Source organism: Modestobacter sp. Leaf380 (genome assembly GCF_001424485.1).
GTDB lineage: Bacteria > Actinomycetota > Actinomycetes > Mycobacteriales > Geodermatophilaceae > Klenkia.
Genome location: NZ_LMQC01000012.1, coordinates 417,148 through 433,263, shown reverse-complemented (window position 1 = coordinate 433,263; position 16,116 = coordinate 417,148). Strand labels below are relative to the sequence as shown.

Annotated in this window: 12 protein-coding genes and 1 riboswitch; of the genes, 11 read left to right on the top strand and 1 reads right to left on the bottom strand. The window is 75.1% G+C overall.

Annotated features, from left to right (window positions below; translation table 11 throughout):
* Positions 1–12 precede the first annotated feature (12 nt).
* From ASG41_RS25255 to ASG41_RS10085, 3 genes are all read left to right on the top strand, one after another.
* Positions 13–1,410, top strand: a complete 1,398-nt coding sequence (locus ASG41_RS25255) for a LytR C-terminal domain-containing protein (RefSeq protein ID WP_056293402.1) — start codon at positions 13–15, stop codon at positions 1,408–1,410.
* A 133-nt stretch (positions 1,411–1,543) separates the two neighbouring features.
* The gene (locus tag ASG41_RS10090) at positions 1,544–4,399 is read left to right on the top strand and encodes an alpha/beta fold hydrolase (RefSeq protein WP_056294800.1); all 2,856 of its coding nucleotides are present in this window, start codon (positions 1,544–1,546) and stop codon (positions 4,397–4,399) included.
* The gene (locus ASG41_RS10085) at positions 4,396–5,259 is read left to right on the top strand and encodes an ABC transporter permease (RefSeq protein ID WP_056293399.1); all 864 of its coding nucleotides are present in this window, start codon (positions 4,396–4,398) and stop codon (positions 5,257–5,259) included. The genes ASG41_RS10090 and ASG41_RS10085 overlap by 4 nt, the downstream gene beginning before the upstream one ends.
* An 18-nt stretch (positions 5,260–5,277) precedes the next feature.
* On the opposite strand, the gene ASG41_RS10080 is transcribed toward ASG41_RS10085, so the two are convergent.
* A complete protein-coding gene (locus ASG41_RS10080) occupies positions 5,278–6,123 on the bottom strand; it encodes an HAD hydrolase family protein (RefSeq protein ID WP_056293395.1) in 846 nt (281 codons plus the stop codon).
* Between the two features lie 48 nt (positions 6,124–6,171).
* A riboswitch (SAM riboswitch) is annotated at positions 6,172–6,299 on the top strand.
* Between the two features lie 18 nt (positions 6,300–6,317).
* On the opposite strand from ASG41_RS10080, the gene thrC reads away from it, so the two are divergent.
* From thrC to groL, 8 genes are all read left to right on the top strand, one after another.
* A complete protein-coding gene (gene thrC / locus ASG41_RS10075; RefSeq protein WP_056294796.1) occupies positions 6,318–7,604 on the top strand; it encodes a threonine synthase in 1,287 nt (428 codons plus the stop codon).
* A 122-nt stretch (positions 7,605–7,726) separates the two neighbouring features.
* The gene (locus ASG41_RS10070) at positions 7,727–8,689 is read left to right on the top strand and encodes a GAF domain-containing protein (RefSeq protein WP_157519248.1); all 963 of its coding nucleotides are present in this window, start codon (positions 7,727–7,729) and stop codon (positions 8,687–8,689) included.
* A 103-nt stretch (positions 8,690–8,792) separates the two neighbouring features.
* Positions 8,793–9,851, top strand: coding sequence for a GAF domain-containing protein (locus tag ASG41_RS10065; RefSeq protein WP_056293390.1), 1,059 nt, complete (start codon positions 8,793–8,795; stop codon positions 9,849–9,851).
* Entirely contained in the window at positions 9,848–10,456 is a 609-nt protein-coding gene (locus ASG41_RS10060; RefSeq protein ID WP_056293387.1) for a hypothetical protein, read from the top strand. Before ASG41_RS10065 ends, ASG41_RS10060 begins: the two co-directional genes overlap by 4 nt.
* On the top strand, positions 10,453–12,312 hold the full coding sequence (locus tag ASG41_RS10055; RefSeq protein ID WP_056293384.1) for a glycosyltransferase family 2 protein: 1,860 nt from the start codon (positions 10,453–10,455) through the stop codon (positions 12,310–12,312). The genes ASG41_RS10060 and ASG41_RS10055 overlap by 4 nt, the downstream gene beginning before the upstream one ends.
* A complete protein-coding gene (locus tag ASG41_RS10050; protein WP_056293380.1) occupies positions 12,309–13,160 on the top strand; it encodes a hypothetical protein in 852 nt (283 codons plus the stop codon). The genes ASG41_RS10055 and ASG41_RS10050 overlap by 4 nt, the downstream gene beginning before the upstream one ends.
* Complete coding sequence (wecB, locus tag ASG41_RS10045) at positions 13,157–14,269, top strand: non-hydrolyzing UDP-N-acetylglucosamine 2-epimerase (protein WP_200938814.1); 1,113 nt, start codon at positions 13,157–13,159, stop codon at positions 14,267–14,269. Before ASG41_RS10050 ends, wecB begins: the two co-directional genes overlap by 4 nt.
* A 205-nt stretch (positions 14,270–14,474) precedes the next feature.
* Entirely contained in the window at positions 14,475–16,100 is a 1,626-nt protein-coding gene (groL, locus tag ASG41_RS10040) for a chaperonin GroEL (protein WP_056293375.1), read from the top strand.
* Positions 16,101–16,116: the final 16 nt, after the last annotated feature.

The window sequence follows — 16,116 nt, the reverse complement described above, 5'->3', positions numbered from 1 at the left end:
GGGTCGGTCACCGTGGGGAGGCATGGGACACCGGACGGTGAGCTGAGCCCGGCGGACGGTGACCCCGGTCGTCCGGTCGGCGACGACGACCCGTCCGCCCCTCGCCCCGACGACGACCAGCTGACCACCCTGGGGCGTCGCACCCGCGCCGAGCGGCGTCGCGAGGGACTGCTGCCCCCGGGGGAGGACCCGCTGTCCGGGCGTCCGGTGCGTGCTGTGCGGCCCACCCCGCCCCCGCCACCCTCCCGCAGCGCCGACGCCGCACCCGCCGTCCCCGCACCCGCCGTCCCCGCACCCGCCGGCCAGACACCGCCGCCGGGACGGCCGCCCGCCGCCGGTGGCCCGACCACCTCGGCCGTGCCGATCCCGCAGCCGGCCCCGCCGGGCCGCCGGGGCCCGGACACCACGCCGCCGGTGGCCGGCCCCAGCACCACGGTGGACCCGCTCGCCGCGGCCCGCCCCCCGGCCGGGCGCGCACCGGGCAGGTCGAGCCTGCCCACGTGGGCGGCGACCCCGGGGCCGCCCACCCCCGCCGAGCAGCCGGCGGCCACCGGCCCGGGCGGCCCGGGCACCCGGGCGACCGGTCCCCGGGCCGACGCGCGGCCCGCCCCGCCGCCACCGGCCCGAGCCGGTGGTGCCACCCGGGCAGGCGACCGGACCGCCACCACCGGTCCCACACCACCCGTGCCCCACCCCGCCTCCGGTCCCGCCACCGGTCCCGGCCCGGCGACGGGCCCCGGCCCCGCGACGGGCCCCGGGCCCTCGACGGGTCCGGGCACCGGACCGGTCGGCGGCCGTGCCGCGGGCCGGGCCGAGCGACAGGCCGCCGACGCCGTCCGGCGCCGCGAGGAACGCCGACGCGGCGTCACCGCGTTGCCGGTCCCGGACGAGGAGGACCGCCGCCGCGGGTCCCGTGGCCTGGTGATCGGGCTCGTCGCCGTCGTCGTCGTGGCCCTGGTGCTGCTGTCGGTGTGGTCGTTCTCCCGACCGGACACCGGCGAGGCCTCTGCCAGCCGGCCGGCGCCGACCACCTCCGCGGCCGCCACGACCACCCCGGCCCCGGCCGCCGCACCCGCACCGACCACGGCGGCGGCGCCGGTGGCCACCGGTCCGGTCTTCGCGCCGGTCTCGGTGCTCAACAGCGCCGGCATCTCCGGGTTGGCCGCCGACATCGGTGACGCCCTCACCGGCGGCGGCTGGGAGATCCGCACGCTGGGCGCCTACAGCTCGCAGGACGTCGCCACCACGACCGTCTACTACACCGAGGGCGACACCGCCCAGCAGCAGGCGGCGGAGTCCCTGGTGGCCCAGTTCCCCGAGGTCAGCGGCCCGGCGGTGCGGTTCTTCGAGATCCCCGACCTGCCCGACCCCGGGATCGTGGTCATCGCGACGGGCAGCTGGCAGCCCTGAGCGGGACCCTGCAGGCCTGACGCCGTCCCGCCCGAGGACGGGCCCGGCGCACAGTCCGGTCACAGGCTCGCCGTCCGCGGAACACAGCCCGTCCCCCGACCGTTCACCGCCCGTGCGTCCCACCCGCGGGCTCGTGCGACCCAGCCCGCGCCCCGGCGCACGCGCGACGGTCGCCGCCCTCACCACCGCCCTGCTCTCCGCCGCGCTGCTGGCCGTCCCGTTCGCGGGCACCGCCACGGCCGCCGACGACGTGACCACCGAGGACGCCACGGTGCCCTCGGGCACCGGCGCGGACGCCGTCGAGCTGGACACCACGGTCTACGTGCCGTCCTCGGCCACCGCGCAGGACCCGGCGCCGGCCGTCGTCCTGGCGCACGGCTTCGGCGGGAGCAAGGACTCGGTGGCCGGCGACGCCCAGGACCTGGCCGCCCGGGGCTACGTCGTGCTGGCGTACTCGGCGCGGGGGTTCGGCGACAGCACCGGGCAGATCGGCCTGGACGACCCGGACTTCGAGGTGGCCGACGTCTCGACCCTGCTCGACGTGCTCGCCGAGCGGGACGACGTGCTGCTCGACGGTCCCGGCGACCCGCGGGTCGGGCTGTCGGGTGTGAGCTACGGCGGGGCGGTGTCCCTGCTGGGCGCCGCCTACGACGACCGGGTCGACGCGATCGCCCCGCGGATCACCTGGAACTCCCTGACCAGCGCGCTGTTCCCCTCCCAGGCCGGTGCCGTGGACGGCAACACCGTGGCCGCGACCCCGGCCACCGGGGACGCCGGGGTGTTCAAGCGGCTGTGGTCCGGGCTGTTCTTCGGGGCGGGCTCCGTGCCCACCGGGGACGGCCTGCTGGCCTCGCTGACCGGCGGCGCCACCGCCGAGGGCGGGGCGGCCTCGCTGCCCCAGATCGACCCGAGCACGCTGGACTCCGCCGCTGTCGAGCAGGCGCTGACCTGCGGTCGGTTCCGCGCGGACGTCTGCGCGGCCTACCAGTCCGCGGCGGCCAGCGGCACGCTCACCCCGGAGATCGCCGCGATCCTGGACCGCTCGTCCCCGGCCGGCGTGCTGGACCGGATCACCGCGCCGACCCTGCTGGTGCAGGGCACCCAGGACTCGCTGTTCGGGCTGGGCCAGGCCGACGCCAACGCCCGCGGGATCGCCGCCAACGGCACCCCGGTGAGCGTGGTCTGGTACGACGGCGGCCACGACGAGAGCGCTTCGGAGGGCACCACCGAGGACCTGCGCGAACTCGTCGCCGGCTGGTTCGACTTCCACCTGCGCGGGCAGGGCGAGGACCCGGGCACCGGCTTCAGCTACCCGGTGCCCACCGGCGTCGGTGCCGCGGTCGGCAGCGTGCAGGGCGGGTCGCAGACCGAGGAGGCCGCGGCCTACCCGGGCATCGGTGACGCGCAGCCCGCCGAACGCGTCTCGGTGCCGTTGTCGGGCACCGTGTTCCCCGTCGTCACCCCGCCCGGGGGCAACCCGGCCGCGATCACCACGGTGCCCGGACTGGGCGCGGTGACCGCCGCCCTGGGCGGGACGACGGTGGAGATCCCCGGCCAGTTCGCCGCGTTCGACTCCGCGCCGCTCGACGCCGCCACCGACGTGGTCGGTGCCTCCACGGTGACGCTGGCCGTGTCCTCGCCGACCGGGACCGCGACGCTGTTCGCCAAGCTCTACGACGTGGCCGCCGACGGCTCGCAGACCCTGCCGTCGGGGCTGGTCGCTCCGCTGGCGCTGACCGGGCTGTCCACCGACCCGACCGCCCCCACCGAGGTCGAGGTGACGCTGCCCGGGATCGTGCACCGGTTCGAGACCGGTCACGTGATGCGCGTGCTGGTCTCCTCCACCGACCAGGCGTTCGCCGCCCCGGCCGAGGCCGGGGTCTACACCGTCGCGCTGGCCGACGGCGCGGCGCTGGCGGCACCGACCGTCGACGGCGCCGTGGTGGGGGAGTCCTCCTCCTCGCGCTGGTGGGTGCTGCTGGGCGTGCTGGCCGGCCTGGGCGTGCTGGGGGTGGTCGTGGCGAGGCTGTGGGGTGCCCGGCGCCGCCGGCAGCTCTCGGTCGTCGAGCCCGACGGTGAGGACGTGCCGCTGCGCTTCGAGGGCGTCACCAAGTCCTACAAGGACGGCTTCACCGCCGTCCGGGGCCTGTCCTTCGAGGTCCGCCGCGGCCAGGTGCTGGGCCTGCTGGGCCCCAACGGCGCCGGCAAGACCACCTCGCTGCGGATGCTCATGGGCCTCATCCGGCCGACGGAGGGCACCATCTCCGTCTTCGGCCACCCGGCGAGCCCGGGCGCTCCGGTGCTGTCCCGGCTCGGCTCCTTCGTGGAGGGCACCGGGCTGCAGCCGCACCTGAGCGGCCGGGACAACCTGGAGCTGTACTGGGCCGCGACCGGCCGGCCGGCCGAGGACGCCCACCTGGACGAGGCCATCGCGATCGCGGGCCTCGGGACGGCGCTGGACAAGCGGGTCCGGTCCTACTCCCAGGGCATGCGCCAGCGCGTGGCCATCGCCCAGGCCATGCTGGGGCTGCCGGACCTGCTGGTCCTCGACGAGCCCACCAACGGGCTGGACCCGCCGCAGATCCACGCCATGCGCGAGGTGCTGCAGGACTACGCGAAGACCGGTCGCACGGTCATCGTGAGCAGCCACCTGCTGGCCGAGATCGAGCAGACCTGCAGCCACGTCGTCGTGATGGCCAAGGGCCAGAAGGTCGCCGAGGGCACGGTCGAGGAGATCATCGGCACCGGCGGCGCCGTGCTGGTCGTGCTGGACGACCCGGCCGACACCGACCGCGCCGTCGAGGTGCTGGGCGTCCTGCCGGGGACCTCGGTCGAACGCTCGGACGAGGGCCTGGTGCTCGAGCTCGGCGGCACCAGCCGGGCGGCCGCCGTCACCGCCCTGGTGGGCGCCGGCATCGGCGTCGACCAGGTCACCCCGCGCCGCCGCCTGGAGGACGCGTTCCTGTCGTTGGTGGGGGAGAGCTCGTGAGCACCGTCCAGTCCACCGGGGCCGTCGCCGGCTACCGGCCCGAGCGCACCCTGCGTCTGTCGGTCGAGCTGCGCCGGCAGTTCAAACGGCGACGCACCATCGGCGTCTTCGCGCTGATGGTCGCGCTGCCGCTGCTGCTCATCGCCGCCCTCCAGCTGGGCGCCAGTGAGGACGCGCAGTCCAACAGCCGGCTCAACCTGGTGGACGTCGCGACGTCGTCCGGGCTGAACTTCACCCTCTTCGTGCTGTTCGCGACGACGTCGTTCTTCCTGGTCGTGGTGTACGCGTTGTTCTTCGGCGACACCGTGGCCAGCGAGGCCCAGTGGGGGTCGCTGCGCTACGCGCTGGCCACCCCGGTCCCGCGGATGCGGCTGCTCCGGCAGAAGTGGCTGGCCGCGTTGGTGATGTCGGTGGCGGCGCTGCTGACGGTGACCGTGGTGGCCGTCGTCGCGGGCGGGATCGCGTTCGGGTTCGAGGACATCCAGACGCCGATCGGCATCACCATCGGCCAGGGCGACGGGCTGCTCCGGCTGGCCGGGATGGTCGGCTACCTCGCCGTGCACCTGCTCGTCGTCGGCACGCTGGCGTTCTGGCTGTCCACGGTCACCGACGCGCCGCTGGCCGCCGTCGGCGGGTCGGTGTTCACGATGTTCGTCTTCGCGATCCTCGACCAGGTCGAGCAGCTGGGCAGCGTCCGGGACTACTTCCCGACGGCGGAGGAGTTCGCCTGGACGGACCTGCTGCAGACCCCGGTCGACAGCGGTGACCTCTACCGCGGCGTCATCCAGTCGCTGCTCTACGCCGCGGTGTTCACCGCGCTGGCCTTCCGGCACTTCGCCCGCCGCGACGTCACCAGCTGAGGGAGGGCCCCAGCGGGGTCAGAGCGAGGCGCGGACGGCCTGGGCCCAGCCCTCGCCCATCGGGGCGTGGGTGGCGGTGGCGTTCGGCAGGGCCGCGATGGCCGCCGGCATCCCCTCCACCGCGGCGCCGTTGGCCGTGATCCACAGCCGGCCGACCGACGGCGCCATCTCCAGGTCGCTGACGGAGTCCCCGACGGCGACGGCGTCGGCGGGGTCGATGCCCCGGCGGGCCAGGTCCCAGGCGATGGCCGCGCCCTTGTCGATGCCGCGCGGCATCAGGTGGTAGACGTGCGGGTCGGTGCCGTCGCCGTCGCCGTCGCCGTCGCCGTCGCCGTCCAGCGTCATCCGTGAGGTGCGCGGGACGCGGCCGTTGTCCTTGACCGTCAGCCAGCCCCAGCCACGTGCGGCCAGCCAGTCGTCGACCGCGACGGTGTCCAGCCAGCCGCGGAGCAGGGCGTCGGCAGAGTGCGTGGCGTGCCAGGGCGCGTGCCACTCCACCCGGCCGGGGTGCTCGGCCAGCAGGGCGTCGACCACCCCGAGCGAGGCGAGCACGTCCATCGGGGTGCGACCGGCGTGCTCCTCGGGCAGGGCACCGGTGAGCAGGTGGGTCTCCCGGCCGCCGTCCCAGCTGACCAGCGAGCCCAGCTCGGCGACGTGGCCGTCGACGGCGAAGACCCGGCCGGCCTCCAGCAGCTGGGCGTGGGTGCGCCCGGACACCAGCACCAGCGGCACCCCGGCCCGGTGCAGGTCCAGCAGGGCGGCGGCGGGGGAGTCGGTCAGCTCGCGGCCGGCGGTGTGGAAGAAGGAGCCCCGCGGCCCCACCATCGTGCCGTCGAGGTCGGTGTACACGATCGCGGCGGTCATGCAGGTCATCCTGCCGGAGTCCCTGGTCCGGTACGGTGGCCGACGTTCCACTCATCACGAGGGGCAGAGGGACACGGCCCGCTGAAGCCCCGGCAACCACCGCCCGCACCCACGCGGGCAGCAGGTGCCCCTTCCGTCCTGCGCGGCTCGACGGCCCGACGCGGGGAAGATGAGGAGGTAGTCGTCGTATGACCATGACCGCTCCCACTGCCACCGGCGCGATCGCGCAGCCGGTGCCCCCGAACCCCGCCCGCGGCCTGGTGTGCCGCAACTGCGGTGCCACGTTCGGCCTGATCGCCGAGCACGCGTGTGCCGAGTGCTTCGGTCCGCTGGAGGTCGACTACGACCCCGAGCTGATGCGCGCGGTGACCCGCGAGCAGATCGAGGCGGGCCCGCAGAACATCTGGCGCTACAGCGCGTTGCTGCCCACCGGTCAGGACCCGGACTCCCGGGTCAGCCTGGACCCGGGCATGACCCCGCTGGTGCGCGCCCAGCGCCTGGGTGACGAGCTGGGCTTCACCGCCCCGCTGTGGGTCAAGGACGACTCGGCCAACCCGACGCACTCCTTCAAGGACCGGGTGGTCAGCCTGGCCGCGACGGCGGCCAAGGGCTTCGGGTACGCCAAGATCGCCTGCGCCTCGACCGGCAACCTGGCGAACTCGGTGGCCGCGCACGCCGCCCGCAACGGGCTGCCCTCCTTCGTCTTCGTGCCCAGCGACCTGGAGCCGGGGAAGATCGTCCAGTCCGCGGTCTACGGCCAGGCGCTGATCGCCGTCGACGGCTCCTACGACGAGGTCAACCGGCTCACCAGCGAGCTCGCCGAGACCGACGAGTTCGAGGACTGCGCGTTCGTCAACCAGAACGTGCGCCCCTACTACGCCGAGGGGTCCAAGACCGTCGGCTACGAGATCGCCGAGCAGCTCGGCTGGCGGATCCCGGCCCAGGTGGTCATCCCGATGGCGTCGGGGTCGCTGCTGACCAAGGTGGACAAGGCCTTCCGCGAGCTGTCGGCCGCCGGGATCGTCGAGGCCACCGAGTGGAAGGTCTTCGGCGCGCAGTCCGCCGGTTGCGACCCGATCGCCACCGCGTTCGAGAACGGCTGGGACGTCGTCAAGCCGGTCAAGCCGACCGGGATCGCCAAGTCGCTGAACATCGGCAACCCCGCCGACGGGCCCTACGCCCTGGACGCCATCCGGCGCACCGGCGGCTCGGTCGGCCGGGTCGGGGACGCCGAGATCGTCGAGGGCATCCGGGACCTGGCCCGGACCACCGGGGTCTTCGCCGAGACCGCCGGCGGGGTGACGACGGCGGTGCTGCGCCAGCTGGTGGAGCGTGGCCTGCTGGACCCGGCCGCGGAGACCGTCGTGCTGAACACCGGGGAGGGTCTGAAGACCCTGGACCCGCTGATGCCCGTCGTGGGCCCCACCCACCGGGTGGACCCCTCGCTGCGCTCGCTGCGCCAGGCCGGCCTCATCTCCTGAGGTCGGCGGCACCCTCCCTCCTCGGGGGGAGGGTGCCCGCACTGCTCAAGACCGGCCTGCTCGTGTCGATGTAGAACGCATTCGTCCGGAATAGTTCCGGACGGTGAGGTGCGGGAGACGCGATGAGCATGTCCGGATGGTCCGTGGGCTCCACGCCCGTGCCGGCGCCGGTGTCCGACCGGCCCGGTCTGGGGCAGGCGTTCGCCGCCACCGCCGGGGTGGCGGTGTCCGACCTCGCCGGTACCGAGGACTTCGACGTCTTCACCGTGGCCCGGATGACCGACCGGTCCTGGACCGGTGTGACGTCCCGGTCCAGGACCGGGCCGGCCCTCGTGGGCCACCCGGTCCCGGTCGAGCAGAGCGCCTGCCACCACCTGCTGGTCGGCCGGCGGCCCGTGCTGGCCCGCGACCTGCGCCGGCACACCGACCCCGAGCTGCGGGCCGTCGGCCGCCAGCACGGCGTCTCCGCCTACGTCGGTGCCCCGCTCCGCCGGTTCGACGGGCAGCTGCTGGGCAGCGTGTGCGGGTACTCCGCGGCGCGCTGGACGGGCGTCGACCACGACCGGCTCGCGGCGCGCCTCGCGCTGGTCGCCGACGTCCTGGGCCGGGAGCTGGCCACCGCACTGGACGCCGTGGTCGACGACCGGCGGGCGGGCATCGAGCAGGCCCTCCGCAGCCGGGACGACGTCACCGGCCTGCCCGACCGGCGCGGCTGGGGCCTGCTGCTGCACGACGAGGCGGAGCGGGCGGTGCACCTGGCCGAGGACCTCTCCGTGGTGCTGGTCGACATCGGTCTGGTGCGCACCGCCCGCGGTCTGCGGCGCGCGGGGCACGTGCTCCGCGAGGCGCTCGGCGAGGTCGCGTTGAGCCGGGTCGGTGGCCGTCAGTTCGGCGTCGTCGGCGGGGACCTCGACGACCTCGACCCGGGCGCGACCGCCGTCCTCGCTCAGGACGCCCTGCGTGCGGCCGGGTACACGGCCACCGCGGGCTGGGCGGTCCGGGAACCCCAGGAGGACGTCGTCGGGACCTGGCGCCGGGCAGAGGACGCCCTGCTGCGGGTCCGGGCCGGGCGGGTCTCGGGCTGACCCCGCCACCCGGTGGTCGCACGCCCCGGATCACCTGCCGATAAGGCAGTTGTCGATCCGGAACGACGCGATACGGGAACAGAGGTGGGTCGTGGTGAGGCAGGTGCAGTCGTCCCCCGTGGCACCGGACTGGGACGACGACATGTCCGTCGCCCCGGCCGTGCAGGTGCTCGACACGAGATCGGCCGGTCCGGCGCTGCCGGTGTCGGGGTCGGTGTGGTCCCGTGGCGCGCTGCCCGGGGCCGACGCCGCCCTGGCCCTGCTGGGCAGCCTGGGTGGCGTCGACGCCTGGACCATCTGCCGGATCACCGAGGACACCTGGACCGGCCTCGCCGTCCAGCCGACGGCGCAGGCCACCGGCCCGCGGTCGGCGTGGTCGGGCACCCGGGCCGCCTCCTACCAGGCCGGCACCCCCGTGGCCCGGGACCGCTCCCTGTGCCACCACCTGCTCTCGGGTCCGCAGCCCGTCGTCGTCCCCGACCTCGGCCGCAGCCAGCACGCCGACCTGCGCCGGCTCGCCGACGGCTGGGGCCTCAACGGCTACCTGGGCATCGCGCTGCGGGCCCCGGACGGCCGGCAGCTGGGGTCGCTGGCCGGGTTCAGCGCCTCGCCCGTGGACCCGGGCCAGCGGGACTGGCCGGAGCTGCTGGCCGTGCAGGCCGCCGCCCTGCAGGCCTCCCTCAGCGCCGACATCGCCGCGCTGGACGACGCCCGCGAGGACGCCTTCGAGCGGAGCCTGGACAGCCACGACGACGTCACCCGGCTGCCCAACCGGCGCGGGTGGGCGATGTTGCTGGCCACCGAGGAGCAGCTGTCCACCCCGGTCGGCGACCCCGTCGGGCTCGCGCTGGTCGACCTGGGCGTCATCCGCACCGTGCGCTCGCTCCGGCGGGCCGTCTCGGTGGTCCGCGAGGCCGCCGGCGACGTCCGGCTCGCCCGCGTCGGCCCCCGCCAGATCGGCATCCTGGCCGGCGGGTACCAGACCTCCCAGGTGGCCCGGGTGGCCAACCTGGTGCAGGCCCGGCTCGAGGGTGCGGGCTTCCGCACCGCCACCGCGCACACCATGCGCGCCGGCCTGGAGCCGCTGGCCACGACCTGGGTCCGGGCCGAGAACGCCCTGGTGACCGCGCGCCGTGCGCAGGCCGGGAGCCGGAGCCGGTGAGCGCCGGCCCGGTGACCACCGGCGGGGCGGACGCCTGGGTGCTCTCCACCGACACCGACCGCACGCCCGACGTCGGCCTGGTCCGCCCCGGCATGATCGCCGGCGGCGTGCTGACCCTCGTGGCCATGCTCGTCGGGTCCTCCCGGCTGCAGGCCCTCGAGGCCGCGGCGGCCGTCCCGCTCGCCCGGGCGATCGGCCTGGAGGACGCCCGTCAGGTCGGCCGGTCGGTGCTGTTCACCGTCGACGGGCAGCCGACCGGCATCGACGTCACCGTCGGGTGCACCGCGGCCTTCCTGCTGCTGCCCTTCGTCGTCATCACCACCGTGCTGCTCGCCGTCCGCCGGATCCCCGTCCTGCGCGCGATGAGCGCGCTGGTCGCCGCCGTGCTCGTGGTCCTGGCGGTCAACCAGGCCCGGATGCTGGCCATCACCGCCGGGATGGCCACCTGGGGACCCGAGGTGGGGTACGCCCGCACCCACGTCCTCGTCGGGACCGCCGTCAGCACCCTGGGGGTGGTGCTCGCCGGCACCGCCTACCTGGTGGTCCTGTTGCACGGCACCTACCCCTCACCGGCGGTCGACCCCCAGGAGGGGGACCGCTGGTGAACCAGGACAACATCGCGCTGGCGGCGCTGAACACGACCGCGTTCATGCTCTGCGTCAGCTTCCTGCTCTACGTCGTGTTCATCATGCGGCCCTTCCTGGCCCGCGCGGACAGCGTGCCGGGCAGTCGGTACGGCTACGACTTCCACCTCGTCGTCCCCTGCCTGGACGAGGAGCTCGTCGTCGGCGGGACGGTCCGGCACCTGCTCGGGGCGTTCCCCGAGGCCACCGTCTGGGTCGTCGACGACGGTTCCACCGACCTCACCCCGGGCATCCTGGAGGACCTGCAGGACCAGTTCCCGCAGCTGCGCGTGGTCACCCGCACGCTCCCCGACGCCCAGCGCGGCAAGGGTGCAGCGCTCAACGCCGCGTGGCGGGCCATCGACGCCGCCCTCCCGGCCGAGGCCGACCGGCACCGCGTCGTCGTGGGCGTGCTGGACGCCGACGCCCGGCTGGAGCGGCTGGCCCCCGACGTCATCTGCGGCTACCTGGTCGACCCCCGGGTCACCGCCGTGCAGGTGCAGGTCCGGGTCACCGACGACGTCGACGGCCTCGCCGCCGCGGACCTGGCCTCCCTCGTCGACCTGGACGAGGTCCCGGTCCGGCGGCGGGACTCCTGGCTGGTGCAGCTGCAGGACCTGGAGTTCACCGGCCCCATCGCGGCGATGCAGAGCCTGCGCCGTCGGACCGGCAGCGTGGGCATGGGCGGCAACGGCCAGTTCACCCGCATGTCGGCGCTGGACCGGATCGCCGAGGAGTTCGGCACGCCGTGGCACGGCGCCCTGCTGGAGGACTTCGAGCTGGGCCTGCACGTGCTGCTCACCGGCGGTCGCACCGAGTACTGCGACGAGACCTTCGTGGCCCAGACCGGCCTCCCGCGCGTGCGGCCGCTGCTGCGCCAGCGCAGCCGCTGGGCGCAGGGTGGCATGCAGTGCTCGCGCTACCTGTGGCGCATCATCTGCTCCCCGCGGGTCAGCCTGCCCGGTGCCCTGGAGATCGCCTACTACCTCTGGGTCCCGTGGTCCCAGCTGCTGGGCTCGGTCGTGTTCCCGGCCGCGATGGCCGTGCAGGTCTGGTACATGACCCACACCGGGGACGGCGTCGGCTCCTGGTGGTCCGGCGGGGCCTGGGGCCTGGTGCCCCTCGCGGCGCTGTTCGGCGTCCTGCCGCACGTCGTCTGGGGTCCGGTCTACCGCTCCCGCAGCGGCGGGTCGGTGACCCGCCGGCGGGCCGTCGCCCTCGGGCTGCTCAACGTCGCCTACGCCTACCTGCTGCAGGTGGCCGTGTGGTGGGCGTTCACCCGGATCCTGCGCGGCCGCCGGGACTGGAAGAAGACCTCCCACGTCGCAGCCGCCGGGACGCCCCGGCCGGGCGCTCCGGCGCCGGGGCGGGCACCCGGACGGTCCGACGCCGCCGTGTTCGCCGCGCTGCCGGCCGAGGTGACCTGGCCCGGCCTGGACGTGCCCGGCCGGCACTCGACCGCCCGCCCGTCCTCCTCCCCGGGAGGAGCCGGCCGGGTGCAGACCCTGGACCCGGCGACCGCGGCCCGCCCCCCGGCGTCCGCCACCGACCGGCGTCGTCCGGCCGCCCGGCCCCCGTCGGCGGGGCCGACACTCGTCCCCCCGCTCGCACCCGCCCCGGTCCAGCGGGCCCGTCCGCCCGCGGAGCCCGCCGCGGCGCAGCCGGTGGTCGTCGCCACCACCGTCGAGCCCGCCCCCGCGCCGTCGGTCCCCGAGGGTCCCCGGACCGAACGCATCCCCGCGGTCCTCACCACCCGTCCCGAGTGGTCGGACGCCCCGCGACGTCGCCCCCAGCCCCCCGCGGCCACGCCCACCCCCGACGAGAGCGACGCACCGTGACCCGCACCTCCCTCCGCCGCCGAGCGGGCGTCGTCCTCGCCGCGACGACGGCCCTGGTGCTGCTGTGGACCGGCCCGGCGTCCGCCGACACCTCCCGGGCGTCGGCGATCGCGGCGTCCCTGGTGCTGGCCGGGGGCGGCGTCGCCTCCTCCGGGCAGGTCGCGGCCGACCACGACGGCCAGACCGGCACGTCGACCGGTGACAGCGCGCCCGCCCTGGGCGTCCTCGGCTCGCAGACGCTCATCACCTCCGGTGCGCTGGTGCAGAAGGCGGTGGCCCGGCCCGACGGGACCTCGGCCGCGTGCGCCGCGCTGGTCGGTGCCGGCGGCGGCATCACCATCGGTGCCGACGGTGCGTGCACCGTGGTCAAGGGCACCGGCGGGGTCCGGATCCGGCTGCTCGGGGTGGGTGGGGTGTCCCTGGGCGAGATCACCGCCGACGCCCTCTCCTCGCAGTGCACCGCCACCTCCGCCGGGGTCACGACCGCGAGCGCGGCCCTGGCCAACGCCAAGGCGACCGTCGTGCTGCCGATCGCGCTGGCCGCGAACCCGGTCGGCGGCGTCAGCGTGCCCCTGGGCGGGGTCGCCACCCTCCTGCTGGGTGGCCAGACCGCCCCGCAGGGCTCGGGCAGCGTCCGGGTCAGTGCCCTCTACGTGACACTGCTGGATTCGGTGGCCCGCATCGACATCGCCTCCGCGACCTGCGGGGTGAACGTGGCGACCCTGCCGGTCCCGGCCGTGCCCCTGTCGGGCTGGACCGCGGCCGCCGCCGGCGTGCTGGCCGTCTGGGGGGTGCTGGCGGCGCGCTGGGTACGCCGGCGCACCGGCGGTCCGGTGCTGCTCGCGTGACCCCCCGGGTGGCCGTGGTGATGGGCACCCGGCCGGAGATCATCAAGCTGGCCCCCGTCGTCGAGGCCCTGGGCCCCGCCGCGCGGCCGCTGTCCACCGGGCAGCACTGGGACGCCGACCTCACCGACGTCTTCTTCGCCGCGGTCGGCATGCACCGCCCGCCGCAGCCGGTGCGGGGCGTCGGCGGGCGGGACCGCGCCGACCAGCTGGCGCTGATGCTGACCGGGCTGACCGACTGGTTCCGGGCCGACCGGCCCGACGCCGTCGTCGTCCAGGGCGACACGAACTCGGCCAACGCCGGGGCGCAGGCCGCGCACCACCTGGGGATCCCGGTGGTGCACGTCGAGGCGGGCCTGCGATCGCACGACCGGGCGATGCCCGAGGAGGTCAACCGCCTGGTCATCGGAGCGGTCGCCGACGTGCACTGCGCCGCCACGGCGGGCAACGCCGAGCACCTGCTGCGCGCCGGCACCCCCGCCGGCGCCGTGCACGTCACCGGCAACACCATCGTCGAGGCCACCCGGCGTGCCCTCCCGGGGCCCGGCAAGCGGGCTGCGGTGCAGGCCGCCCACGGGGTGCTGGCGGGGGAGTACGTGCTGGCCACGGTGCACCGCCCGGAGAACACCGACGACCCGGTGCGGCTGCAGGCGCTGCTGGGCTCCCTCGGCGGGCTGGGCCTGCCGGTGCTGCTGCCGCTGCACCCCCGCACCCGGGCGGCGCTGCTCACCGGCGGGTGTCTCGTCCCGCCCGCGGTGCACTGCACCGGGCCGGTGGACCACGCGACGTTCCTGGCCCTGGCCGCCGACGCCCGGCTGCTCGTCTCGGACTCCGGGGGCGTCCAGGAGGAGGTCACCGTGCTGGGCAAGCCGCTCGTCGTGGTGCGCACCAGCACCGAACGCCCGGAGTCCGTGGACGCCGGGTTCAGCGTGCTCGCCGCCCCCGACGGCGTCCTCGAGGCCGCCCGGTGGCTGCTGCGGCCGGGCTGGGCGGCCGTGCTGGCCGGTCGCAGCAGCCCCTTCGGGGACGGCCGGGCCGCCGAGCGGATCGCCGCGCTGACCCTGGGCGCCGTCCGGGCCCGCCGGCCCCTGCCGCTGGCCGTCGCGGTCTGACCGAGCGGGCTCCGGGCCCCCCACTCCTTGCACTCACCGGGGTCGAGTGCCAGACTCGCAGCTGGCACTCGGAGCACCTGAGTGCCAATCAGGTCGGACCGGTGAGGCACCGGCGCGTGGGCCGCAGGAGCGTCCACGGCGCGGGTGTCGTCCGTCGCGGGCACCGCCCGGCCAGCAGCGAGCCACGCATGGAGGACACCACCACATGGCCAAGATGATCGCCTTCGACGAAGAGGCCCGCCGCGGCCTCGAGCGGGGCATGAACACCCTCGCCGACGCCGTCAAGGTCACCCTCGGCCCCAAGGGCCGCAACGTCGTGCTGGAGAAGAAGTGGGGTGCCCCCACCATCACCAACGACGGTGTGAGCATCGCCAAGGAGATCGAGCTCGAGGACCCGTACGAGAAGATCGGGGCCGAGCTCGTCAAGGAGGTCGCCAAGAAGACCGACGACGTCGCGGGTGACGGCACCACCACCGCCACCGTGCTCGCCCAGGCCCTCGTCCGCGAGGGGCTGCGCAACGTCGCCGCCGGCGCGAACCCGATGGCCCTCAAGAAGGGCATCGAGAAGGCCGTCGCCGCCGTCTCGGAGTACCTCCTCTCGACCGCCAAGGACGTGGAGACCAAGGAGCAGATCGCTGCCACCGCCTCCATCTCCGCCGCTGACCCGGCCATCGGCGAGCTCATCGCCGAGGCGATGGACAAGGTCGGCAAGGAAGGCGTCATCACCGTCGAGGAGAGCAACACCTTCGGCCTCGAGCTCGAGCTCACCGAGGGCATGCGCTTCGACAAGGGCTACACCTCGCCCTACTTCGTGACCGACACCGAGCGCATGGAGGCCGTCCTCGACGACCCGTACGTGCTCGTCGTCAACTCCAAGATCAGCTCGGTCAAGGACCTGCTGCCGCTGCTGGAGAAGGTCATGCAGTCCGGCAAGGCCCTCATGATCATCTCCGAGGACGTCGAGGGCGAGGCCCTCGCGACCCTGGTGGTCAACAAGATCCGTGGCACCTTCAAGTCCGTCGCCGTCAAGGCCCCGGGCTTCGGTGACCGCCGCAAGGCCATGCTCGGCGACATCGCCATCCTCACCGGTGGCCAGGTCATCTCCGAGGAGGTCGGCCTCAAGCTGGAGAACGCCGGTCTCGACCTGCTCGGCCGCGCCCGCAAGGTCGTCGTCACCAAGGACGAGACCACCATCGTCGAGGGCGCCGGCGACACCGACCAGATCGCCGGTCGGGTCAACCAGATCCGTGCCGAGATCGAGAAGTCGGACTCCGACTACGACCGCGAGAAGCTCCAGGAGCGTCTGGCCAAGCTCGCCGGTGGCGTCGCCGTCATCAAGGCCGGTGCCGCGACCGAGGTCGAGCTCAAGGAGCGCAAGCACCGCATCGAGGACGCGGTGCGCAACGCCAAGGCCGCCGTCGAGGAGGGCATCGTCGCCGGAGGTGGCGTCGCGCTCGCGCAGGCCAGCTCCGTCTTCGAGAAGCTCGAGCTCACCGGCGACGAGGCCACCGGGGCGAACATCGTCCGCGTGGCGCTCGAGGCCCCGCTCAAGCAGATCGCGATCAACGCCGGCCTCGAGGGCGGCGTCGTGGCGGAGAAGGTCCGCAACTCCGAGATCGGCTGGGGCCTGAACGCGGCCTCCGGCGAGTACGTCGACCTGGTCGCCGCCGGCATCATCGACCCGGCCAAGGTCACCCGCTCCGCCCTGCAGAACGCCGCCTCCATCGCGGCTCTGTTCCTCACCACCGAGGCCGTCATCGCCGACAAGCCGGAGAAGTCCGCGCCGGCGATGCCGGGTGGCGACGGCGGCATGGGCGGCATGGACTTCTGAGTCCCGCCGCACCACC